General features: G+C 71.8%; 19 protein-coding genes, 1 CRISPR repeat array and 1 other annotated feature (1 of these 21 only partly in view). Of the genes, 5 read left to right on the top strand and 14 right to left on the bottom strand.

Annotated elements, in window-relative coordinates:
• Window positions 1-7 precede the first annotated feature (7 nt).
• From ACQEVB_RS24105 to ACQEVB_RS24090, 4 genes are all read right to left on the bottom strand, one after another.
• Window positions 8-841 (bottom strand): mycofactocin-coupled SDR family oxidoreductase, encoded by an 834-nt coding sequence (locus ACQEVB_RS24105; protein WP_432975150.1) that lies wholly within the window; start codon window positions 839-841, stop codon window positions 8-10.
• A 9-nt stretch (window positions 842-850) separates the two neighbouring features.
• Window positions 851-1291 carry a nuclear transport factor 2 family protein gene (locus ACQEVB_RS24100; RefSeq protein ID WP_432975147.1) on the bottom strand — a complete coding sequence of 147 codons (441 nt, stop codon included), beginning with the start codon at window positions 1289-1291 and terminating at the stop codon, window positions 851-853.
• 32 nt (window positions 1292-1323) lie between these two features.
• Window positions 1324-2949 (bottom strand): flavin-containing monooxygenase, encoded by a 1626-nt coding sequence (locus ACQEVB_RS24095; protein ID WP_432975144.1) that lies wholly within the window; start codon window positions 2947-2949, stop codon window positions 1324-1326.
• Window positions 2950-3130: 181 nt separating this feature from the next.
• Complete coding sequence (locus ACQEVB_RS24090; protein ID WP_432975141.1) at window positions 3131-4222, bottom strand: helix-turn-helix domain-containing protein; 1092 nt, start codon at window positions 4220-4222, stop codon at window positions 3131-3133.
• Between the two features lie 195 nt (window positions 4223-4417).
• Here ACQEVB_RS24090 and ACQEVB_RS24085 point away from each other — a divergent pair, with 195 nt between their 5' ends.
• Window positions 4418-5398 (top strand): alpha/beta hydrolase, encoded by a 981-nt coding sequence (locus tag ACQEVB_RS24085; RefSeq protein ID WP_432975138.1) that lies wholly within the window; start codon window positions 4418-4420, stop codon window positions 5396-5398.
• 4 nt (window positions 5399-5402) lie between these two features.
• Here ACQEVB_RS24085 and ACQEVB_RS24080 read toward each other — a convergent pair whose 3' ends face one another.
• Complete coding sequence (locus tag ACQEVB_RS24080; RefSeq protein ID WP_432975135.1) at window positions 5403-5771, bottom strand: ArsR/SmtB family transcription factor; 369 nt, start codon at window positions 5769-5771, stop codon at window positions 5403-5405.
• A gap of 879 nt (window positions 5772-6650) precedes the next feature.
• On the opposite strand from ACQEVB_RS24080, the gene ACQEVB_RS24075 reads away from it, so the two are divergent.
• Together ACQEVB_RS24075 and ACQEVB_RS24070 are read left to right on the top strand one after the other, a co-directional pair.
• Window positions 6651-7043, top strand: a complete 393-nt coding sequence (locus ACQEVB_RS24075) for a permease (protein WP_432975132.1) — start codon at window positions 6651-6653, stop codon at window positions 7041-7043.
• 278 nt (window positions 7044-7321) lie between these two features.
• Window positions 7322-8598, top strand: a protein-coding gene (locus ACQEVB_RS24070) for an IS3 family transposase (protein WP_432972188.1) whose coding sequence is annotated in 2 segments (ribosomal slippage) — window positions 7322-7622 and window positions 7622-8598 — 1278 coding nt in all. Because the reading frame shifts where the segments join, the coding sequence is not laid out codon by codon here.
• Window positions 7612-7743 (top strand) — a sequence feature (AL1L pseudoknot). It overlaps the preceding gene by 132 nt.
• Here ACQEVB_RS24070 and ACQEVB_RS24065 read toward each other — a convergent pair.
• Window positions 8509-9072, bottom strand: coding sequence for a helix-turn-helix domain-containing protein (locus ACQEVB_RS24065; RefSeq protein ID WP_432975129.1), 564 nt, complete (start codon window positions 9070-9072; stop codon window positions 8509-8511). The two genes, ACQEVB_RS24070 and ACQEVB_RS24065, sit on opposite strands and share 90 nt — an antisense overlap.
• A 56-nt stretch (window positions 9073-9128) precedes the next feature.
• Between ACQEVB_RS24065 and ACQEVB_RS24060 the strand changes: the two genes are divergently transcribed.
• Window positions 9129-9494: a hypothetical protein gene (locus ACQEVB_RS24060; protein WP_432975126.1), complete on the top strand. Its 366-nt coding sequence runs from the start codon at window positions 9129-9131 to the stop codon at window positions 9492-9494.
• Here the strand turns inward: ACQEVB_RS24060 and ACQEVB_RS24055 are convergent.
• The 3 genes from ACQEVB_RS24055 to ACQEVB_RS24045 are packed head-to-tail and all read right to left on the bottom strand — an operon-like array spanning window position 9449 to window position 15572.
• The gene (locus tag ACQEVB_RS24055; RefSeq protein ID WP_432975123.1) at window positions 9449-11218 is read right to left on the bottom strand and encodes an ABC transporter ATP-binding protein; all 1770 of its coding nucleotides are present in this window, start codon (window positions 11216-11218) and stop codon (window positions 9449-9451) included. The two genes, ACQEVB_RS24060 and ACQEVB_RS24055, sit on opposite strands and share 46 nt — an antisense overlap.
• Window positions 11215-14319: a DHA2 family efflux MFS transporter permease subunit gene (locus ACQEVB_RS24050; RefSeq protein WP_432975120.1), complete on the bottom strand. Its 3105-nt coding sequence runs from the start codon at window positions 14317-14319 to the stop codon at window positions 11215-11217. Before ACQEVB_RS24050 ends, ACQEVB_RS24055 begins: the two co-directional genes overlap by 4 nt.
• Window positions 14316-15572 (bottom strand): MFS transporter, encoded by a 1257-nt coding sequence (locus ACQEVB_RS24045; protein WP_432975117.1) that lies wholly within the window; start codon window positions 15570-15572, stop codon window positions 14316-14318. Before ACQEVB_RS24045 ends, ACQEVB_RS24050 begins: the two co-directional genes overlap by 4 nt.
• Before the next feature lie 129 nt (window positions 15573-15701).
• Between ACQEVB_RS24045 and ACQEVB_RS24040 the strand changes: the two genes are divergently transcribed.
• Window positions 15702-16319 (top strand): TetR/AcrR family transcriptional regulator, encoded by a 618-nt coding sequence (locus ACQEVB_RS24040; RefSeq protein ID WP_432975114.1) that lies wholly within the window; start codon window positions 15702-15704, stop codon window positions 16317-16319.
• Window positions 16320-16420: 101 nt separating this feature from the next.
• On the opposite strand, the gene ACQEVB_RS24035 is transcribed toward ACQEVB_RS24040, so the two are convergent.
• The 5 genes from ACQEVB_RS24035 to ACQEVB_RS24015 form a co-directional block, all read right to left on the bottom strand.
• On the bottom strand, window positions 16421-16783 hold the full coding sequence (locus tag ACQEVB_RS24035; protein WP_432975111.1) for a hypothetical protein: 363 nt from the start codon (window positions 16781-16783) through the stop codon (window positions 16421-16423).
• A gap of 850 nt (window positions 16784-17633) precedes the next feature.
• Window positions 17634-17801, bottom strand: coding sequence for an ATP-binding protein (locus tag ACQEVB_RS24030; RefSeq protein WP_432980534.1), 168 nt, complete (start codon window positions 17799-17801; stop codon window positions 17634-17636).
• Window positions 17744-18487 carry an IS21-like element helper ATPase IstB gene (gene istB / locus ACQEVB_RS24025; RefSeq protein ID WP_432975108.1) on the bottom strand — a complete coding sequence of 248 codons (744 nt, stop codon included), beginning with the start codon at window positions 18485-18487 and terminating at the stop codon, window positions 17744-17746. The genes ACQEVB_RS24030 and istB overlap by 58 nt, the downstream gene beginning before the upstream one ends.
• Complete coding sequence (istA, locus tag ACQEVB_RS24020) at window positions 18484-19755, bottom strand: IS21 family transposase (protein WP_432975105.1); 1272 nt, start codon at window positions 19753-19755, stop codon at window positions 18484-18486. Before istA ends, istB begins: the two co-directional genes overlap by 4 nt.
• Window positions 19756-19772: 17 nt before the next feature.
• On the bottom strand, window positions 19773-20945 hold the full coding sequence (locus ACQEVB_RS24015) for an IS30 family transposase (protein WP_432980531.1): 1173 nt from the start codon (window positions 20943-20945) through the stop codon (window positions 19773-19775).
• Window positions 20946-21034: 89 nt separating this feature from the next.
• A CRISPR array of direct repeats spans window positions 21035-21491; the repeat unit is 29 nt; unit sequence GTGCGCCCCGCGGACGCGGGGGTGGTCCC (it continues 184 nt past the right edge of the window).

Here is a 21491-nt window from a genome sequence, read left to right as displayed (position 1 = left end):
TTCCTCCTCAGCGGACGAGTGCGCCCGCATCGACCGGGAGGGTGACTCCCGTGATGTAGCGGGCCTCGTCGCTGGCGAGGAACAGGACCGCGTTGCTGATGTCGATCGGGTCCACCCACGGCACCGGGATCGCGTTGAGCGACCGGAACGCCGGCAGGGCGGCCTCCTGGGTGGCCTCCGGCGCGTCCGGCGCGAACATCCGGTACGTGCCCGGGTTCTGGATCATGTCGGTGTCGGTGTTCGTCGGGTGCACGGTGTTGACGCGGATCCCGTGCTCGGCGAACTCGTTCGCCATCGTGCGCATCAGCCCGACGATCGCGTGCTTCGCCGCGACGTAGTGCCCGACGGCGGGCATGCCGCGCAGCCCGCCGATCGAGCTGATCAACGTCAGCGATCCGCCCCCGCGCTCGACGAGGTGCGGGAGCGCGGCGCGCGCGGTGTTCCAGACCCCGGTCAGGTTGACGTCGATCAGCTCCCGCCAGGCCCGCTCCTCGAGCTCGAGCGTGCCCCCGAAGCTGACGATGCCGGCGTTGGCGACGGCGACGTCGAGACCGCCGAGCTCGGCGACCGCGGCGGACACCACCTCGGCCAGGACGGCCCCGTCGCGGACGTCCGCGACGGCGGTGACGATCCGGCGGTCCAGCTTCTCGACCGCGCGGACCGTCTCCGCGAGGTCCTCCTCGGTCGCCGGCGGGTACGCGTCCACGGTCTCCAGCGGCCCGCACAGGTCCACCGCGATGATGTCGGCGCCCTCCTCGGCGAGCCGCACCGCGTGGCTGCGACCGAGGCCGCGCGCCGCCCCGGTGATGAACGCGACCTTGCCGTCGAGTCGTCCGGCCATGCCTGCCTCCTACGCGCTCGTCGGGGCGGCCGCGTCGGCCGCGATGCGGATGACCCGGCGCGCGAAGCGCCACTCGCCGCCGCGCTTCGTCACCGTGTCCTCGTACTCGCCGTACGCCGCGATCCGCGGTGCGCCGTCGAGCCGGGTGATCAGTGCGAACTGGCACCACACGTGCGCCGTGTCCGCGGCGACCGGCTCGATGATCACGTTGGCCGGCCGGTGCTGGCCCCACAGGAACGGCGCGAACTCCGCCTCGCTGTGCACGCGGTCGTACCACTCGGCGATCCCGGTGTGGCCGGCGAACTCACCGCCTGCCAGCGAGCTGTCCAGCACGCCGTCCTCCCAGAACACGCCGAGGAACTCCGCCCGGCGCTGGGTGTCGAGGCCGCGGCTGTAGCGGGAGATCAGGTCGTGGATCAGCATCCGATCCTCGACGGGCAGGGACGTCATCGTCGTGTCTCCTCGGTTTGTCGGGCGGTCTGTCAGGGCTTGAGGACGAAGCCGTCGTAGCCCGCCGCGGCGACCTCGTCGCACCGGTCGGCGAAGACGGAGAACCCGCCGACCCAGATCATGTAGCTCTGCGGCTTGCCCTCGATGTTGGCGCCCTTCTGCCACGAGTCGGCGAGGGGGAACAGCGTCTGGTTCGCCCGCTCGGTCACCTCGGCGCACCACGAGCGCTCGGCGTCCGGTGTGGTGTCGACGGTCTCGAGGCCCTCGGCCTCCATCCGCGTGATGAGGTCGGCGATCCAGTCCACCTGGTACTCGCCCTGCGTCACCATCTGCGCCAGGACGCTCGGGCTCCCCGGACCGTGGACGAGGAACAAGTTCGGGAAGCCCGACACCATGAGGCCGAGGTAGTTCCACGGCACGTCCGCCCACTTGTCGCGCAGCGCGACGCCGCCGGTGCCGACCACGTCGAGGCGCAGGAGCGAACCCGTCATCGCGTCGAACCCGGTCGCGAGGATCAGCACGTCGAGGTCGTACTCGGCGCCCCGCGTGCGGAGCCCCGTCGCCGTGAGCTCGACGATCGGGTCGCTGCGCACGTCCACGAGCGTGACGTTGTCGCGGTTGAACGTGTCGTAGTAGCCGCTGTCGATGCTGAGCCGCTTCGCCCCGAGCGGGTACGTCGTCGGGCACAGCAGCTCGGCGACGTCCGGGTCCTGCACGATCTCCCGGATCTTGCCGCGGAACCACTCGGCCACGACCTCGTTCGCCCTGATGTCGGTCAGGACGTCGTTGAACAGGAAGAAGAACAGCAGCCCGCTCCGCGACCGCCACGCCTGCTCGAGGATGGCGACGCGCTCCTCGGGGGTGTGGTCGAAGACCGACCCGTGCTGGGTCATGGGCAGCACCAGCGCGTTGGGGTGGTGGCGCATCATCGCCCGGCGCTCCGCGTAGTTCTCCTTCCATTCCCGCTCGTACGCCGGGTCGAGCGCGCGGTTGTGCGCCGGCACCGTGTAGGCGGGCGTGCGCTGGAACACGTGGAGGTGACCGGCCACCTTCGCCACCTCCGGCACCACCTGGACGCCCGTCGATCCGGTGCCGACGACCCCCACCCGCTTGCCGCGCAGGTCCACGCCCTCGCGCGGCCACTTCGAGGTGTGGTGCAGCTCGCCGCGGAACGTGTCCATGCCCGGGAACGGCGGGACGTTCGTGGCGTCGAGCGGGCCGGTCGCCGCGATGACGTACTTGGCCGTCACCGCGTGACCCGCCTCGGTGGCCACCCGCCAGCGGTGCTCCGCCTCGTCGAAGACGACCGAGTCGACGCGCGCCCCGAACCGGATGGACCGGCGCAGATCGAACCGGTCGGCGACGTGGTTGAGGTAGGCCTCGATGTCCGCCTGGGGTGAGAAGAGCTCGGGCCACGACCAGTCCTGCTGCAACTCCTCGTCGAACCCGTAGGAGTACTGGACGCTCTCGATGTCGACCCGCGCCCCTGGGTAGCGGTTCCAGTGCCACGTCCCGCCGACGCCCTCGCCGACCTCGAAGCAGACGACCTCGAACCCGGCACGGCGCATCCGGTGCACGGCGTAGAGGCCGGAGAACCCCGCGCCCACGACGACCACATCCACCTCGGCGACCGGGGACCGTTCGGGCGCAGCAGACACAGCGAACCTCCATTGGTTGCCGCACGGGGTGCGGAGACGTTGAAGCGACGAGATCGACGGGTCGACGCCGTCGATGCCTTCCGTCAGTCGCCGTGACCGAGTCTCGTGGACGCGGTGAGCCCCGTCACGCGCCACGTGGCGGTGACTGCGTGCCGTCTGCTCGCCGCGCGGCGAGTGCGCGTCACGCCAGGAGGTCGGTGTCGCGCAGCCGGCGCAGTGCCAACGCCAGGCCGAGCCGGGCCATCCCGCTGGGCTGGTTCAGCGCGTACCCGAGCCGTTCCTCGGCCCGCGCGAGGCGGGCCGCCACCGAGTTGTGGTGCAGGTGCAGCTTGCGCGCGGCCTCGCGCAGCGAACCGGCCTCGACCACGACGGCGAGGGTCTGCAGGACGTCGCGACCGCTCGGATCGGCGGCCAGCGCGTCGAGGGCGTCGATGTCGGTGACGCCGCGGATCTCGGCGCTGCGAAGCGTGCCGGCCAGCAGTTCGAGGGGGCCGAGGTCGGACGCGCGGACGACGGGGTGGGCCGACGGATCGGCGGCGCCGGTGCGCGCGGTCGCGTAGCGGACCGCGCGGACGGCCTTCTCCCAGGACACCGGCGCGTCCACCGCCACCTCGGTGGACCCGACACCGACCTGGGTCCCGGCGGGGACCTCCGGCTCGGCCGGCACTGCGCCCACGACCGCCACCGCGTGCAGCGATCCGATGATCGCGCGCAGCGGTCGGCGCGGGGCCGAGAGCGCGGACGCGACCGCGCCGACGGCGTCGACCGGTCCGAGCATCGCGACCATCGTCAGCCCGGTGCACGGCTTGAGCCCGAGCAGGTGCAGGGCCCGGGTCCGCTCCGGTGCAGCGGTCGACCGTCCGACCACCAGCTCGAGCAGCGCCGGATCCCCGAGCGCTGGTGCGACCGCGTCCCCGCGGCCGACGGTTACCTTCCCGGCGATGGCGAGCCGTTCGAGGAGCAGCTCGTCCAACGGCAGGGACCGGTCCGCGCTGCGGTCCAGCCACACCTGATGGCCGGCCCCCATCTTCTTGACCGTCGCGGACGGACCTGATCGCCCGGTGTCGGACGCTCCGGTGGGCAGCGCCCGGACCGCGAACTCGCCGTCGAGGTCCTGGATGCCCACGGCGCACTCGGCCACGACGGCCGCGTTCCGCACGAGCTCCTCCAGGCCGACCTGCTGCTCGACGAGCGTGTCGAAGAAGCTGATCAACCGGATGGCGTGCTCGGCGTCGGCGTCGAGGGCCGAGAGCCGCATCAGGAGACCGTGCACGGATCCACCTCGACCCTCGGTGACAGCTCGATCATCCCACGTTACCCAGCCGGTGTTCGCCCGACAACGCAGCACAGGTGCGGGCGCTCGCCAATCGGCGTCGTCGACGCAGTCACTCGGCGCCGCGTGGATGGTGACGCGCCGCCGAAGCCGCGGCGACACTCGTCACAGCTATCTCGAACGAGGGGAAACACCGTGACGAATCGGTACGACCCGGAGCTGCAACCGTGGATCTCGATGCTCCCCGAGCTGGACCTCCGCGACCTGCCCACGGCCCGCGCCACCATGGAGTCGCTCAAGGTCGCGATGCCCCCGTACCTGCCCCCCGACGGCATCGCGGTAGCGACCCGGACCGTCCCGGGAGCGCCGGGTGGGCCCGACGTGCCGGTGATCGTCTTCTCGCCGGTTCATGGCCGGAACCGGCCGGCGGTGGTCTACATGCACGGCGGCGGTTTCGTCCTCGGCGACGCCGACGGCGACAAGGAGCTCCCGGCACTCCTCGCCGCCGAGCTGGGGGCCGTGGTCGTGAGCGTCGACTACCGGCTTGCCCCCGAGCACCCCTACCCCGCCGCGATCGAGGACTGCTACGCCGCCCTGTGCTGGCTCGCCGCCCACGCCGACGAGCTCGGCGTCGACGACACCCGGATCGGGATCGGCGGGGTGAGCGCGGGCGGCGGACTCGCCGCCGGCACTGCTCTGATGGCGCGCGACCGGGGCGGCCCCGGGCTGCGCTTCCAGTTCTTGGACGTCCCCGAGCTCGACGACCGCCTGGAGACGCCGTCGATGCAGACCTTCGTCGACACACCCTTGTGGAACCGGCCGAACGCGGTCGAGAGCTGGCGCCACTACCTCGGCGACCGGGATCCGGTCGAGGAGGTGTCGCCCTACGCCGCGCCGGCGCGCGCAACCGACCTGTCGGGACTGCCGCCGGCCTACCTGTCGGTGTGCGAGTTCGATCCGCTCCGCGACGAAGGCATCGCCTACGCGCAGACCCTCGTGCAGCACGGGGTGCCGGCCGAGCTGCACCTGTACCCGGGCGCGTTCCACGGATCCGGCGGCCTCATCCCCACCGCCGAGCTGTCGCAGCGCATGCGGACCGAGTTCGTCGACGCCATCCGGCGCGGGCTGGGCGGGAAGGCCGTCCGGGCTGAGGACCCGGTGGCCGCGACGGGGTGAGCGATCACTCGACGCTGGCGAGTACCGAGTCGAGCCAACGCGGCAAGCGGCTCTCCAGCTCCGCCAGTCTCAACACGACGTACTGCTGGTCGCCGCGTTGGGTCCGACGCACGAGGCCACGCTCCCGCAGGACGCGCAAGTGGTTTGTCGCATTGGACTTGCTCAGTCCGAGCGGCGCGTAGGCGCGCGAACACTCGCATTCGCCGAGTTCGTACATGGTTGTCACCATGCGAAGGCGCGTGGGATCATCCAGGGCCCGCAGCACCCGGCTCAGCGCAACGTCGCCGAGGTCCACGTGGAACGGTTCTTCCACGTCGTGGACCGCTTTCGCCAGATCCCGAAGGTGGTCCGCGACGTGGAACGGTTCTTCCACGTCGTGGACCGCTTTCGCCAGATCCCGAAGGTGGTCCGGCCTCGGCGAGGGCTGGACGGCCTACTTCTTCCTCGGCGTAGCGGGCGCCTCGCTCCCCTACCGGCAGGTGACGTGCCGCCCACGACCACCCTCGTCGCCGACGACGCACAGCCTCCCGCAACCGCGGATAGTCCCGACTCGGCCAGAACCGCCGCCCCGTGTCCTGCCGCACCAACACCACCGCGACGTGCACGTGATCATCGGCCTGCCGGATCGCCACCCACCGCGGACCACCCACATCGCCACGCACCGCGACGCCCGGCGCTGTCGAGGCACGTCTACCGCCAGTGCGACGCCTTCATTGCCGAGCAGCGGGCCGCCCGGCCGGACCGCCAGCGCGAGGAGCACTGATCATGCTGGAAGACGAGAGCGCGGGTGCCGCCCGAGAAGAAGACGGCGCCGGCGAGATTGACGAGCTCGTCGACGTCCTGCGCAGCTTGACGGGCGATCCCGCCTGAAGACCTTCCGCAATCATGGTCCGCGAGAGCGGCTGGGCGCGCCGAGCGCCAGGGCGACGTGGGCGTCATACAGAGACGCTGGAGATCGGCCCCGGCTGTCCTCGAGCTGATGCTGCGGCCGGTCGTCCCCGGCCGCAGCATCACGAGCGGGCCTGCACGGCGAGGTACCACGTGCGGACTGTCCCGTCCTTGCTCCCGGAGATGATCACGGGATGCCCGTCGAGAACCGTGGTGGTGAGGGCGAATAGACGGTTCGTGTGCCCTGTCAGGGGGCTGCCGGTAGGCCCAGCGCCCCGTCGACGGCCTCGGCAGATGGGCGGCCTTCTGGGGATCGGTGCGCCACGACGTCATGCACGCCGGCGGCTTCCTCGTCCTCGGAGCCATGGCCGCGGCCACCATCAAGTCCGTCGTACCCACCGGCTGGCTCTACGCCGCCGCGGGCAACCCGCTCGTGTCGATCGTCGTGCTCGCGACGCTCGCCGTGCTGCTGTCGATCTGCTCAGAGGCCGACGCGTTCGTGGCCGCGTCGCTGTCGCAGTTCTCGCTCACCGCGAGGCTGGCATTCATGGTCGTCGGTCCTGCGATCGACCTGAAACTGTTCGCGATGCAGGCCGGCACCTTCGGCCGCGGGTTCGCGCTGCGATTCGCCCCCACCACGTTCGCGGTTCCGCCGTTGATGGGGTCTTTGGGCGGGGCTGCGCCGGTGTTCGACAACCTCATGCCCGTCGCGGGTGAGCGCCACGACGAGGCGAACATGACCGGCGTCGACCGATGACTTCCAGCCCTGCCGAGCGGGTCTGTCGCGCGGACGGTGTTGCTGGTCATTAACGGACGTTCATCGGCCCGGGTCGGTCGTGATGTGGGCCCGTTGCCCTTGGGGGCCGAACAGGTTGAGGATCTCGACGGGGTTCCGGTCGGCGCTGCCGAACCAGTGTGGGACGCGGGTGTCGAACTCGGCGACCTCGCCGGCGGTGAGTACGAGGTCGCGTTCGCCGAGGATGAACCGCCCTGGGCGCGGGAGAGGCTCCTGATCTAACCAAGGAGACTGGGGCTATGTCCGCTCCCCGGAAGTTCGACGACGAGACACGTGCCCGTGCGGTGCGCCTGTATCAGGACCGGTTGCGTGAGCACGGTGACTCGAAGCTGGCCGCGCGTCGCCATGTGGGCGCGCTGTTGGATATCAACCAGTCCACGATCCGGAACTGGATTCGCGCCGAGGAGGGCGAGGGATCGGCATCGGCCCGACCTGTGGCGGCTGCGGATGATGTACAGGCAGAGTTGCGGCGGTTGCGCGCGGAGAATGCGGAATTGCTCCGCGCGAACGACATCTTGAAGACGGCGTCAGCGTTTTTCGCCCAGGCGGAGCTCGACCGTCGACTTCGCTGATCTGCGAGTACATCGCAGACCATCGTGACCGTTTCGGGGTCGAGCCGATCTGCGCCGTGCTGTCGCAACACGGCGTCACGATCGCCCCGGGCACGTTCTACCGCTGGCTGACACGGCCGGTGAGTGATGCGCAGCTGGAGGAAGCGTATGTGGTGAACGCCATCGTCACGCTCTATCGAAAGAACAGGTCGGTGTACGGGGTGCGGAAGCTGTGGCGCGTCGCCCGTCGTGCCGGGCTGCGCGTGGGCCGGGACCAGGTTGGGCGGCTGATGCGGATCGCCGGTGTCCAGGGTGTTCGCCGCGGTGCGCACCGGACCCGGACCACCACCCGCGACGAGCGGGCCGCGCGACATCCCGACCTGGTCAAGCGTGGGTGGGCGGCGCCGACGAAGCCGGACGCGATCTGGGTGGCGGACTTCACCTACGTGTGGACCGCGGCCGGGTTCTGCTACGTCTCGTTCATCACCGATGTGTACTCACGTCGTATTCTTGGCTGGCGGGCATCGATGGACAGATCCGCAGATCTGGTCACCTCGGCGCTGGAGCAAGCATTGAGCACCCGACGCCGGACGGTCTACGGTTTCACCACCAATGGACTGATCCATCATTCCGACGCCGGCTCCCAATACACCGCCATTGCGATGACCGAGGCGTTGGCCGAGGCCGGTATCTCCGGGTCGATCGGGACGGTCGGCGACGCGCTGGACAACGCGCTGATGGAATCGACGATCGGACTGTACAAGACCGAACTGATCAACACCCGTGACCGGGGCCGAAACTGGACCGGACGCCTCGAGGTCGAACGCGAGACCGCCGACTGGGTTCACTGGTACAACAACGACAGAATCCACTCATCAATCGACTACATGACACCCGTAGAACGGGAAATGGTGTACGCTGACACCATCACCCAACGGGTAGCCCACCCAGCCGAGGTGGCCTGAACCCGAGCCTCTCGCGAACCCAGGGCGGTTCAGGATGAGGCGGAGCCGGCCGCTGAGGACGTAGAACCATTCGTAGCCGTCGTGGGTGACCGGTGCGGGCAGGTCGGCGTCGTCGGCGCGACCGGGCAGGACCTGCTTGTAGGCCTGCAGCGGGCCGGGGTGGCTGGTGAGGGGCACGATGACGCGTCCGCGGTAGGTGCGCGGGCGCAGGTGTACTCGCGGGTCGCCGGTGTCGGGTGCTCCGACGAGTTCGTCGAGCGGGACGCGGTAGGCACGGGCGAGGGACATGAGCACCTCGAGGGTCGGCCGGCGTTTGCCGGACTCCAGGCGCGAGAGCAGGCTCTGCGAGAGCCCGGTGGTCGCCGCGAGGTCGGCGAGGGTGGCGCCGCGCTGGCGCGCAGGGCACGCAGCCGCTCCCCGACGCGCGCGGCGAGCTCGGCGTCGTCCATGCGCCCCATCTTGCAGTTTCTGCAAGGAACTTTGCGACTTCCCCCGGTCGGCGCCGATCGTGGCACCTCGGAGGTGCTGTGATGATCAGCGAAGAGATCAGCTGCGATGTGGTGGGACTGATCGCGCTCGACACCCACCGTCGGCGTGGCGAGGACGAAGCGGCCATCGACTGCGAGGTGCAGCAGCTCGCGGTGTGCCGCGAGCTCGGCGACCGGTTCGGCGAAGCCAGCGCCCTCACCGTGCTCGCGGAGCTGTACGACCGCTCCGGCAACGCCCGCGCGGCGGCCGACGCCGCGCAGCAGGCGCAGGAAATCCTCGCCGAGCTCGACCCGGCAGCGGCGGAGTCGATCTGCCCCACCCACCCGACGTGCAGGGGCGGCGACCTGGCAGGGACGCCGGGTCAGGGCGTGGCGTCGGTGTGCTGCCCGGCCAGCATCCGCCGGTAGTCCGGCGAACCGGCGACGAGCTCGTCGTGCGTCCCTTGGGCGATGACCGTGCCGTGGTCGAGAAGCGCGACGCGCTCGGCGCGCTGGATGGTGGACAACCGGTGGGCGATCACCAGCGTGGTGCGGGTTCCGCGGGTGGCGTCGAGGCCCTCGTGCAGGGCCTGTTCGCTCTCGGTGTCGAGGTTGGAGACGGCTTCGTCGAGCACGAGCACGGGGGCGCGGGTGAGCAGTGCGCGGGCGATGGCGATGCGTTGGCGCTGCCCGCCGGAGAGCGTGGCGCCGCGTTCGCCGCAGCGGGTGGCGTAGCCTTCGGGCAGCGCGGTGACGAAGTCGTGCACGCCGGCGAGCCGCGCCACCTCCTCGACGTCGGCGTCGGTCGCGTCGGGCCGGCCGAGCCGGATGTTGTTCGCGATCGTGTCGTTGAACAGGTGGATGTCCTGCGGGACGACGGAGACCGTCCGGCGCAGCTCGTCGGTCGCGAGCTCGCGCACGTCGACGCCGTCGATGCGGACCGCGCCGGCGGTGGTGTCCCAGAAGCGCAGCAGCAGGTGCGCGCACGTCGTCTTCCCGGCGCCGGACCGGCCGACCAGCGCGACGGTCTCGCCCGCACCGATCCACAGGGACAGGCCGCGGAGCACCTCCGTGGAGCGGTCCGGGTAACGGAACCGGACGCCGTCGAAATCGACCGTGGGGACGGTGGCGAGGACCTGCCGCGGCGCGGCCGGTTCGTCGACGTGGGCGGGGTAGCCGACGATGGCCAGCACCCGCGCGGCGGCGCTGCGGACGTCGCCGAGGGTGCGGGCGGTGGCCGAGACCGTGGCGATCGGGGCGAGCGCCGACGTCCCGAGCACGATCACGACGGGCAGCCAGTGCGCCGGCAGGGCGCCCGCGCCGGCCTGGATGCCGGCGACGGTCGCCAGCGCGAGCAGCCCCAGGCCGAGAAGCAGTTCGGTGGTGACCAGCTCGGCGGCGGCGCGACGGGCGTAGCGGCGGCGTGCCGTGCCGAGCGCGGCGTTGCGGTCGAGCACGCGCTCGACGAAGTCGCGTCCACGGTGGGCCAGCGCCAGCTCGCGCAGGCCCTGGATGACGTCCATCGTCTCGCCGGCAACCTCGGCGCCGGCCACGCGCACAGCACGTCCCTGCTCGCCGGCACGCCGGGCGAGCACCCCGGGCACGGCGGCCACCAGCACCATCAGCCCGGCCAGGACCGCGGCGCACAGCGGGTCGAGCACGGCGACGACGGCCAGCGCCGCGACCGAGACCGCGGTCGCGCCGAGGTAGTCGCCTGCGGTGTGGGCGAAGAACATCTCGGTCGCCGAGACGTCGTTCTTGGCGATCTCGGCGAGCTCGCCGGTGCGGCGCCCGAGCAGCCGTCCCGGCGTGGCGCGCGCGATGCCCTCGACGATGCGCACCCGCAGTTCCTTCAGCAGGCGGTAGGCCCAGTCGTGGCCGATGCTCTGCTGCCACCACTGGGCGACGCCCGCGACGACCACGGCGACGACGATGCCGATGGTGAACGCGCCGCCGACCCCGCCGTGCCCGGTCACGAGGGCGCCGAGCATGTACGCGGTCAGCGCGGGCAGCGCGACGACCGTCGCGTAGTGGAGCAGGCCCGAGCAGATGACGAGCCCGAACACGACCGGTCGCGACGCCATGTACGGCAGCAGCCGCCACAGCGGCCGGTCGACGGTCTCCGATGCGGGGGTGCTGGTCGGCGTGGTCACAGGGTCTCCCCGGAGTGGACGAGGCGGTGGTAGGTCCCGGCGTTGCTCAGCAGGGTGGCGTGGCTGCCGCGTTCGACGACGCGGCCGCCGTCGAGCACGACGATCTCGTCGGCGTCGCGGACCGTGGCCAGCCGGTGGGCCACCACCAGGACGGCGCGATCGCGGGCGAGCCGGGCGATGGTGCGCTGCACGAGCTGCTCGGTCCGGCCGTCCAGCGCGGCGGTGGCCTCGTCGAGGATCAGCACCGCAGGGTTCGCCAGCAGGGCCCTGGCGATGGCCACCCGCTGCCGCTGCCCACCGGACAGGCTGGCGCCGCGCTCGGTGACGGGCGTGTCGAACCCCTGCGGCATGGCCGCGACGTCGGCCGCCAGGCCCGCGTCGGTGGCGGCGGCCTCGACCTGGGCGAGCGTTGCCGCCGGACGGGCCAGCGCGATGTTCTCGCGCAGCGTCCCGGGGAACAGGTGGGTGTCCTGACTGACCACGGCGACGTGGTGCCACCACTGGTCGGTCGACAGCTCGCGCAGGTCGCGGCCGTCGACCGTGATGCGCCCGGACGTGGGGTCGAGCAGCCGCAGCACCAGCGACACCAGGGTGCTCTTGCCCGAGCCGGACGGCCCGACCAGCGCGACCGTCCGGCCCGTCCGCAGTTCGAGGCTCACGCCGGAGAGGGAGTCCGCTGCCCGCCCGGGGTAGCGGAACGACACGTTCTCGAGTGCGATCCGGGTCGGTGCCGTCATCGGTGCCACGGCGGTCTCCGTGATCACCGGGGGTTCGGCGAGGAACGCGTCCAGCTCGGCGGCCGCGAAGGGGGCCGCGAAGCTCGCGTGCAGGTACTTGCCTGCCTCCTCGACCGGGACGAACGCGACGAGCACGATCAGTGCCGCGGTCACGGCGGCCGACACGGAGATGCGCCCGTCGGCGGCGAGGTGCGCGACCCGCACCACCACCGCGGCGCCGGCGCCGGCGACGGCCCACCGGCTGACCAGCGTCTGGGTGAACAGGGCCGTGAGCACGCGCATGCTTGCGCGCCGGACCCGCTCGGCCTGGTCCGCCAACCGGTCCCGTACCCGGTCCGTGGCCCCGAACGCCTTGGCGGTGGTCATCCCCTGCACGGCTTCGACGAACCCGCCGTCCATCGCGGCGATGTCGACGAAGACCTGGTCGTGGCCCTTCCGGCCGATCCGGTTCCACAGCGGGCCGACCGTCTTCGCGATCACCAGCGCGGCCGCGACCAGTGCTGCGCTGAGCGGGTCGACGAGCGCGATCGCCGCCGCGGCCAGCAGCGGCCCGACCCAGGACAGCAGGCTGCTGGACGCGCCGCGGACCACGGCGGTCTCCAACGCCGCCGTCTTCTCGACGAGGGTCGCCCCCACCGCTCCGCTCGGCCGGTTGGCCACGTACGCGGGACCCAGCACCAGCAGGTGCTCCAGCACCCTGCGTCGCAGGTGGGCGGTGACGCGATGCCCCGCCGTCTGCGCGGCGGACTCGTCCACCCACAGCAGCGCCGCCCTGGCCACGACCATGGCCATGGCCAGCCACAGACCCCACACCGCCGCGGCCCAGGTGCCGCCCGTCAACGGCGCGGTGACCGCCACCGCGAGCCCGAACGCCTGCACGAGCCGGGTCACCACGACGCCGATCCCGGCGGCGACCACGACGGCCAGTCTCACCCGGACCGAGCGGGCGGCGAGGGCCAGCACACCGCGTGCCTCGGCGCGGGGCAGCAACGCCAGGAGCGCCGCCGCCGCGAGCACGCCGATGCCGGCGACGAGCATGGCCGTCCGCGTGCCGGCGGTGTACTGGCCGGCCAGCACCTCGGGGGCGCCTACGGTGAGGTGGCCGGCCAGCACGGTCCCGAGCACCGCAATCCCGAGGACGGTCCCGACGCTGCGGGCGGTGCTCACCGTCGCCGACGCGAGCCCGGATCGCTGCCGGGGCACCAGCGCGAGTACCCCGGCAGCAGCGGGACTGATGGCGAGGCCCTGGCCGAACCCGTTGAGCAGCAGGAGCGCGCCGAGCACGAGATACGGCTGGTCGGGCTCCAGGGTCATCAGCCCGAGCAGGCTCGCCCCGGTCAGGCCGTAGCCGAGCAGCATCGGCAGGCGCGGGCCGTACCTGCCGGTGAGGGTGCCCGCCAGCCGGGCGGCCGGGATGACCGCCAGGCCCAGCGGGGCGATCAGCAGCCCGGTGACCAGCGGCGAGTGCTGCTGCGCTTCCTGCAGGTACAGCGAGAGCAGGACGAACGCGCCGTTGGCGCCGAAGCCCAGCACGACCGACGCGACGGTGAGGATCGTGAAGCGCGCGTCGCGGAACAGGCCGACCGGCAGCATCGGGTGCTGCACGCGCCGCTCGACGGCGACGAACGCGGCGATCGCGAGGAGCGCCGCCGCGAACACGGTCAGCGTGGCCGGGCTGGTCCAGCCGTGGTCGGCGACGCCGATGATCCCGTAGGAGAGCAGGCCGAGCGCGGCGATGCCGAACACCTGCCCGACGGGGTCGAGTGCCGCGTGCGCCGGATCCGCGGACTCGGTGATCCGGCGCGCGCCCAGCCACCAGGCGGCGAGGCCGATGGGGAGGTTGACCAGGAAGACGGCCGGCCAGCCGAAGCCGCGGATGAGCAGCCCGCCCAGGACGGGCCCGGCGAGCACGGCGAGGCTCGCGACCATGCCCCACTGGCCGAGCAGGCGGGCACGGCGCCCGGGGTCGGGCTCGGCCTGGGCGAGGAGCGACAGGGCGCCGGGCACGACGACTGCGGCGCCGATGCCCTGCAGCGCGCGCCCGGCGATCATCACGGCCAGGTCGCCGGCGAGCGCGCACACGGCCGACCCGGCGAGGAAGACGGCGAGCCCGGTCAGGAAGCACCGCTTGCGGCCGTAGCGGTCGCCGAGCGCTCCGCCGGACAGCATGAACGCGGCCAAGCAGAGGGTGAACGCGTTGACGATCCACTGCGCGCCAGCGGTGTCGGTGTGCAGGTCCGCTCGGAGGCTGGGCAGCGCGACGGCCACGATCGTGGTGTCGAGCAACGCCATGAACGTGCACGCGAAGGCCACGAGCATGGTGGCCTGCCTGTGTGGCCGCACCGGTGTCTCGGTCAGGGTCATGCGAGTTCCCTCGGGTCGGGGTCGGGTGAGGTTCGGTGGCTGCGCAGCCAGCGGGTCGTGATCCAGGTGCCGGCCGCCGCGAGCAGCACCGCGGCGCCGATCAGCAGCGGGAACCCGACGACGCCGGCGGCGGCGAGCCCGGCCGAGGTCGTCACGAGTCGCAGGACGCCCAGCACGGAGAGCTGGAGGGTGAAGTCGGTGGCCGCCGACGCGGGGCGGGCCAGGTCCATCGCCACGGTGTAGGCGCACACCGCCATGCCGGAGTAGCCCACGGTGACGGCCAGCACCGCCGCCGCGTCCAGGACGGCAGTCGACCCGCCCAGCGACAGCGGCAGCAGGAGCGCCAGCGCGCCCACCCAGAACGAGCCGACGGCCAGTGCGGCCCGGCGCACCCCGAACCGGGTGACCAGCGCACCCACCCCGACCGCCGCGCCGGCCCCCGCCAGGCCCGCCACCGTGCCCTGCACCAGCGCGATCTGCTCCAGCGACCACTGCGCGGCCAGCAGCATCGGCGCCTGTACCGAGGTGGCCAGGTACCCGCCAAGCGCGAAGAGCGGTGCGACCAGCAGGGTCCACGCGCGGACGCGCCGCTGCCCGAACAGCGTCACCATCTCGGCGAAGGGCATCGTGGGTCGCGTCGCGGGCTCGGCCGCCGGCTCGACCACGCACAGCAGCACCCCGAACGGCACCAGGAACAGCACCGCCAGCACGCCGACCGTCACGCCCCATCCCGCGTGGGCGTAGAGCAGGAGCGCGCCACCGGAGCCGATCACGATCGACGCGCTGGCCATGCCGGCCTGGATGCCGTTGCCCACACCGCGGTCCCGCGGGGGCAGCAGCCGCACCGCGAACCCGTTCATCGCCGTGTCGTGCACCGCCGAGACCAGCAGCACCGCGGCCGTGAGCAGCAGCACCAGGGGCAGGTCGGCCATCGGGTCGAGCGGCACCATCAGGAGCCACGCCAGCACGAGGAGCGGCTGGGTGACCAGCAGCCAGCCGCGGTAGTGCCCGAGCCGGCTGATGCGGATCCGGTCGACGAGCGGTCCGGCGAGGAACCGCCCCACGTACAGCAGGCCCAGCAGGTTGACCCACGCGAGCTGGTCCAGGCGCAGCCCGCCGGCCAGCAGGATCGTGGTGAACGCGCCGAACAGGAACGCGTACCCGAGGTCGGCCACGAAGTACAGCGCCGCGATCGCGACGAACCGCCGTCGTCGCGTCTGCACTGCCTCGGCCGGCACCAGCAGGCTGCTCATGTACTCTCCTCTGACTGACCGTCAGTCAGTGAGGCTATTGACAATGATTTCCGATGGCAATGCGGCGGCGATCACACCGGCCCGTCCCGCCACAATGGGCGGGTGCGGCGCGGCGAAGAGGGGCATCGGGTGAGGCAGCGCACGGAGGCGCCGGAACGGCGGCGTGACGACCTGCTCGACGCCGCCCGGGAGATCGTGCTCGAGAAGGGGGTCGCCGGGCTGACCGTCGACGAGGTGACCGCCCGAGCCGCGGTGGCCAAGGGCACCTTCTACCTGTACTTCCGCTCCAAGCAGCAGCTCGTCGCCGCCCTGCAGGACCGGTTCGTCGACGACCTCACCGCCCGCCAACGGATCGAGCTCGACCAGCTCGACACCGGCGACTGGATGGGTCGGCTACTGCTCTGGATGGAATCCAGCATCAGGGGCTACCTCGCCCACGCGCACCTGCACGACGCGCTGTTCCACCACCCCGGCAGCCACGACGCCGCCCACGAGGCGGATCCGTCGATCAACGCGCACGCGGCCGCGCTCGTCGAGCTGCTCGAGGCCGGCACGGCGGCCGGCGCGTTCAGACTCTTCGATCCCCGTGCTGCGGCGATCGTGCTGTACAACACCATGCACGGCACCGCCGACCACCTCGTCGAACAGGCCCAACGCCGGCCAGCGGACCACTCCGCGGACCTCGTCGACACCGTGGTCACTGAATGCCTCGAACTCTGCCGGCGCTACGTCGGGCCCGCGGGCTGAGCCCGTCGATCGGGGACGCCGGTCGATCAGCGCAGTCCTGTCGTCGTGGCGAACGCCGCCGACCACCTGCGCAGCCGCCGGCGCCCGGCCACCCGCGACGTCTACCGCAGCGACTGGCGATCCGGGCTCCGGTTCACCAGCGAGCTCGGGATCCCGGCCCACCGGATCAGCACCGGCCTCGTCGTGATGTTCGTCGAAGTGGAGGCCCGGCGCGGGGCTCGGCGACGACGCTCACCCGCCGGGTCGCCGGGATCATCGCCACGCTGCTCGACGACCACGCGGTCGAGGTCGGCCGCGACGTGGGCCGCGCCGCGGCGCGGGCCATCACCATGCATCGCCGGCGTCTCGCCGAATCCGCCCACCGGGGCGACCGCGCCGGTGTCGGCACTCGGGTCGGTGCCGGGGTCGCTGAGGGACTGATACAAGGCGCGGAGCGCGCCGTCGAGCACCCGCGAGGTGAACACGACCAGGACGTTGGTGTCGGGGTGGGCGGCCAGCAGGAGCCGCGCCCCGGCCGCAGCCGGCAGCCGTGGCGCAGAGTCGCGGGCAGCCGCAGATGCCCCGCCGGGTGACCTGCCCGCGAATCAGGAACCGCGGACGAGGCGAACGGCGCCGCCGCAGCTCGCGCGCCACCGCGCCCACCGGGATCGGGCACGGCAGGGCCGGCCGGGTGCACGACGACGACGGCGCCGGCGACGACGTGCAGGGCGACCGGGGTACCTGGTGCCCACCCCAGGGCCCGCAGTGGGGAGGCGTCGGCGACCCGGCCGCGGGCGTCGATCGCGCTCACCGCGTAGTAGGCAGTGCTCTCCGGTGCGAAGGTCACCAGCCGCCCCACCGGCAGCCCCGGCCCCTGGTGGCGGAGTCCGCGGCTGGGCGCGGCGTGGGCACGTGAGGCCCTGGCCAGCGGCCGGTCATGGGTGTCGCCCGATGCGGGGCGGGCCGGAAGGTCTGCGAGGCGGTGCAGGCCGAGGTACCGGAGGATCGCCCATACCGGATCCGCCGCGACGGGGACCCGGGCAGGCATCACATCGGAGCCGGCCCCCGGGTCCGTGGGGAGCTCTCCAAGCTGGGTGGCGTGCGGGATGCTCCTCAGCCTGGTCGAGGCGCTTGACGCGCCGGCGTCAGCGATCGGCTCGTCAGGGATGACGAAATGATGGACGAAGATCAGGTCCGCGCGCCGAGCCGTGCCCAGGACCATGTCGGTCGGGCCGCCAATCCCCTCGCAGCCGTTGTCACAGCGAGTGATGATGTCAACGGATCTTGAAAATTGACCCCTCTGGGGACGGGGAACCTTGACCCCTCGATGGTCTGTCAGTCCCGGTCTGCGCGGTTCTGCTTGGCCAGGAGCTCGCGACGTTGGCGGGTGCGGTAGGAGTCCCCGGTCAACGTGAGGACCTCGGCGTGGTGGACGAGGCGGTCGATCATGGCTGCGGCGACGACGTCGTCGGAGAAGGTCTCGCCCCAGCGTCCGAACGGCAGGTTGGAGGTGACCTGACCGAGCCGATCTCGTAGCGGGACGCGATGAGCTGGAAGAACAGGTTCGCCGCGTCCTGGTCGAAGGGGATGTAGCCGACCTCGTCGATGATGATCAGCTTGTAGCGGCGGATCTTCTTCAGCTCGGCCTCCAAGCGTCCGGCCTGGTGGGCTTCGGTCAGGCGGGTGATCCAGTTGTTCGCGGTGTCGAACAGCACCGAGAAGCCGGCGTGCGCGGCTTTGACCCCGAGCCCGATCGCGAGGTGGGTCTTCCCGAGCCCGGGTGGGCCGAGCAGGATCACGTTCTCGGCCTTCGCGACGAACAGACCCGTGGCCAGGTGCGCCAACACGTCGCGGCGTAGCGAGGGCAGGTGGTCGAGGTTGAAGTCCTCGATCGTCTTCACCGCTGGGAAGTGCGCGGTGCGGATCCGCATCATGGTCCCGGCGGACTCGCGCTCAGCGACCTGGCGCTGCAGCACCGCGGCGAGGTAGTCCTCGTGCGACCAGTTCTCGTCCCGGGCCTGGGCGGCGAGTTCTTCCCAACAGCGCCCGATTGTGGGTGTCTTCAGCACGCGTGTCAGGTAGGCCAGCATCGACGGCAGCCCGTCGGCCGGGGCCGTCCTGAGCTGCCGGGCCGGCTCTGCCGCCGCCGCTGTTGTCGCCGCTGTTGTCGCCGCTGTCGTGGCGGTCATGGGGTGCTCGCTTCCGCCGCCGCGGCGGCTGTCAGATCGAGGGGATCGGTCAGGGTGGGGGTGAAGTCGACGCCGAAGAGGGCGTCGTAGTCGGGCAGGGCGCGGATCGCGACGGCGTGGCCGTCGCTGTGACACCGCTGCCCGTGCTGCTGGGCGCGTTGTTGGGCTTCGTGCTGGGTGCGGCGTTGCTCGGCCAGCGCGCGGCGCATCTGGTGGGCGGTGGCGACGTGGTCGGGGTCGGTGATCACGAGGTGTTTGGCCCAGCTGCGCTCGTGGTGGGCGACAAGTTCGTGGTCGCAGAACACCTCGACCGTGGTGGGTGAGGCGGTGATGTCGACGAACCGGCCGATCATCCGCGGGTCCACGAAGTAGTCGCAGGCGTCGACGCGGACGTAGTAGTCGCGGGCGAGCCGGACCCGATGGGTCAGCCCGACCGCCGGCGCCAGTGGTGGCAGCGCGGTCATGGCTTGGCGGTCGGTCTCGAGCAGGTCGACCGGACGGCCCTGAATCGCGCGGACGGTCCGGATGTTCGCTGTGGTGGTCAGCCAGTCGTGGAACTGGCCGTTGAAGTCCGCGGGCGAGGCGAACTGTCGGCCGGGCAGGAACGAGGTCTCGAAGAACCCGTTGTTGCGCTCGACCATGCCCTTGAACTCCGGATCCCGCGGCGGGGCCAACCGGATCCTCGTGGCCAGCGTCCCGGCGAACGCCGCGGCCGGCACCGACACCCGCCCGGTGCCGCCGATCGCGGACTCCCGATCCCACACCAGCGTCTTCGGGACCCGCCCCAGCGCCGAGATCAGCTGCCACATCCCGGCCAGGATGTCCCCGGCCTGCCGGGAGGGGATCATCGTCGCGGACAGGAACCTGGAGAACGCCAAGGTCACCACCAGCACCGGCAGGATCCGGGCCTGCCGGGCGGCGACCGGGATCGGGGTCTCGGGGAACCACAGATCGCACTGCGCGATCTCGCCGGGCTCGTAGACGGTCCGGTCGGCCGGGTCGATCCCGACGTACTCGGGCCGGATCCTCGCCAGCAGCTTCTTCAACGGCCCCTCGGAGTAGGCCCAGCCGATCCGCTGCGCGATGACCGGGCCCGGCATCCTGGGCCACTGCACCAGCAGCGCGCGCACCTGCGGTTCGTAGGCATCGGCGACCGAGCCCCGCGGCGCGCGCTCGTACTTGGGTGGCCCGTCCGACCGCAACGCTGCCCGCACCGTGTTACGGGCCAACCCGAGCTGACGGGCGATCTGGCGGATTCGCGCGGTCATCGCAACACTGGAGGTGATCAGGGTGTCATGAGCTCGGCGGCGTAGACGTCGGCGGGTGTGCGCCAGCCGTGCATCTTGCGAGGCCGGTGGTTGAGCCGGTGCTCGACGTGGCGGAGGTCGTCGGCGGTGAACTGGCGTAGGTCGGTCTTCTTGGGGAAGTACTGCCGCAGCAGCCCGTTGGTGTTCTCGTTCGAGCCGCGCAGCCATGGGCTGGCGGGGTGGGCGAAGTAGATGCCCTCGCCGAACACTGCTGCCAGCAGGTGGTGCTCGGCCATCTCCGAGCCTTGATCCCAGGTCAACGTACGGCGCGCCGTGGCCGGCATGCCGGCCATGACCTGCTCAATTGCCTCGCGGCAACGCAGCGCGGAGTGCCCGTCGGGCAGGTGCACCAGCCGCACGAGCCGGGTGCGGCGCTCGATGAGCGTGCCGATCGCGGACTGGCCCTGGCGTCCGACGATCAGATCGCCCTCCCAGTCGCCGAGCCGGCCCCGCCCCTCGACCGCGGGCGGGCGCTGGTCGATCAACCGGCCCGGCGCAACGAACCGGGGCCGACGCTGGTCCGTGCGGCGACGATGGCGCCGTAGCGGTCGCCCGGTGCGCAGCTTCGCCGTCAATGTCCTGCTCAAACCGCTCTTCCCGCCGTGGTAGAGGGCCTGGTAGATCGTTTCGTGGCAGACGTGCCAAGACCGTCGCTCGGGGTAGGTCAGGCGCAGATGGCCAGCGATCTGTTCCGGGCTCCACTCCAGCTCCAGCAGCGACTGAATGAGCTGGCACAGTTGCTCGTCGCCGCCGATACGCGTCCGGCGTGGACGACGAGCACGTTGACGAGCGCGAGAGTGGGCCAGGTCGCCGTCATAGCCGCGGTCGTGGCGGGCGGTGTTGCGGCGCAGTTCCCGGCTGATCGTCGACGGCGCCCGCCCGACCCGCCGAGCGATCTCGCGGACACCGCAACCCGCGCGGCACAGCGTGGCAATGCGCTGGCGGTCCAGCAACGACAAGAACCGCGACGACCGGCCCGTCTCGGGCAGCCGGGCCGGGGTGAGCCCGCCGGTCTCCGCGCGCCACCGATAGCCGGTCTTGCGGCCGATCCCGAGTGTTCGACATGCCTCGACCGGGCCGATCCCGTTCGCGAGCAGAGCCCAGTACTGAGCCTCCAGATCGAGCTGCCGTTTGCGTCCACGCCGCGCCATCGCCACACCCCTCATGATCAAGAGTGTTGCGACAAGCTCTCGAACCCAAGGAACGCCAGGGGGTCAGATTTCAGGATCCGGCGACAGATGTGCGCCCCGCGGACGCGGGGGTGGTCCCGCGCTGCGTGATCGACGCGAAGCGGTGGGCATGTGCGCCCCGCGGACGCGGGGGTGGTCCCCTGATCGTGGGCACGACGATCGGCGCCCGATCGTGCGCCCCGCGGACGCGGGGGTGGTCCCCAGTCAGCCGCGGGGGCGACGTCGCTGGTCAGGTGCGCCCCGCGGACGCGGGGGTGGTCCCGACACCCTCAACTCGGTCAGTCCCGCCACGTTGTGCGCCCCGCGGACGCGGGGGTGGTCCCGGTCGCGACCTGAGCGCGGGCTCGACGCCGGTGTGCGCCCCGCGGACGCGGGGGTGGTCCCTACTTCAAGGCCGGCATCTACCGGGACGCGGTGAGTGCGCCCCGCGGACGCGGGGGTGGTCCCATCACCAGCCCAGACGTCATGTGCTCGGTCGCGTGCGCCCCGCGGACGCGGGGGTGGTCC

The sequence above is a fragment of the Pseudonocardia sp. CA-107938 genome (assembly GCF_050936315.1).
Lineage (GTDB): Bacteria > Actinomycetota > Actinomycetes > Mycobacteriales > Pseudonocardiaceae > Pseudonocardia.
This window is presented reverse-complemented; position numbering and strand designations above follow the sequence as displayed.

Coding starts and splice junctions, on each gene's coding strand:
- istA (WP_432975105.1), bottom strand. CDS start 19,755: ATGACCGCGCGAATCCGCCAGATCGCCCGTCAGCTCGGGTTGGCCCGT.
- ACQEVB_RS24045 (WP_432975117.1), bottom strand. CDS start 15,572: ATGAGCAGCCTGCTGGTGCCGGCCGAGGCAGTGCAGACGCGACGACGG.
- ACQEVB_RS24075 (WP_432975132.1), top strand. CDS start 6,651: ATGGCCGCGGCCACCATCAAGTCCGTCGTACCCACCGGCTGGCTCTAC.
- ACQEVB_RS24050 (WP_432975120.1), bottom strand. CDS start 14,319: ATGACCCTGACCGAGACACCGGTGCGGCCACACAGGCAGGCCACCATG.
- ACQEVB_RS24015 (WP_432980531.1), bottom strand. CDS start 20,945: ATGGCGCGGCGTGGACGCAAACGGCAGCTCGATCTGGAGGCTCAGTAC.
- istB (WP_432975108.1), bottom strand. CDS start 18,487: ATGACCGCCACGACAGCGGCGACAACAGCGGCGACAACAGCGGCGGCG.
- ACQEVB_RS24060 (WP_432975126.1), top strand. CDS start 9,129: ATGATCAGCGAAGAGATCAGCTGCGATGTGGTGGGACTGATCGCGCTC.
- ACQEVB_RS24105 (WP_432975150.1), bottom strand. CDS start 841: ATGGCCGGACGACTCGACGGCAAGGTCGCGTTCATCACCGGGGCGGCG.
- ACQEVB_RS24100 (WP_432975147.1), bottom strand. CDS start 1,291: ATGACGTCCCTGCCCGTCGAGGATCGGATGCTGATCCACGACCTGATC.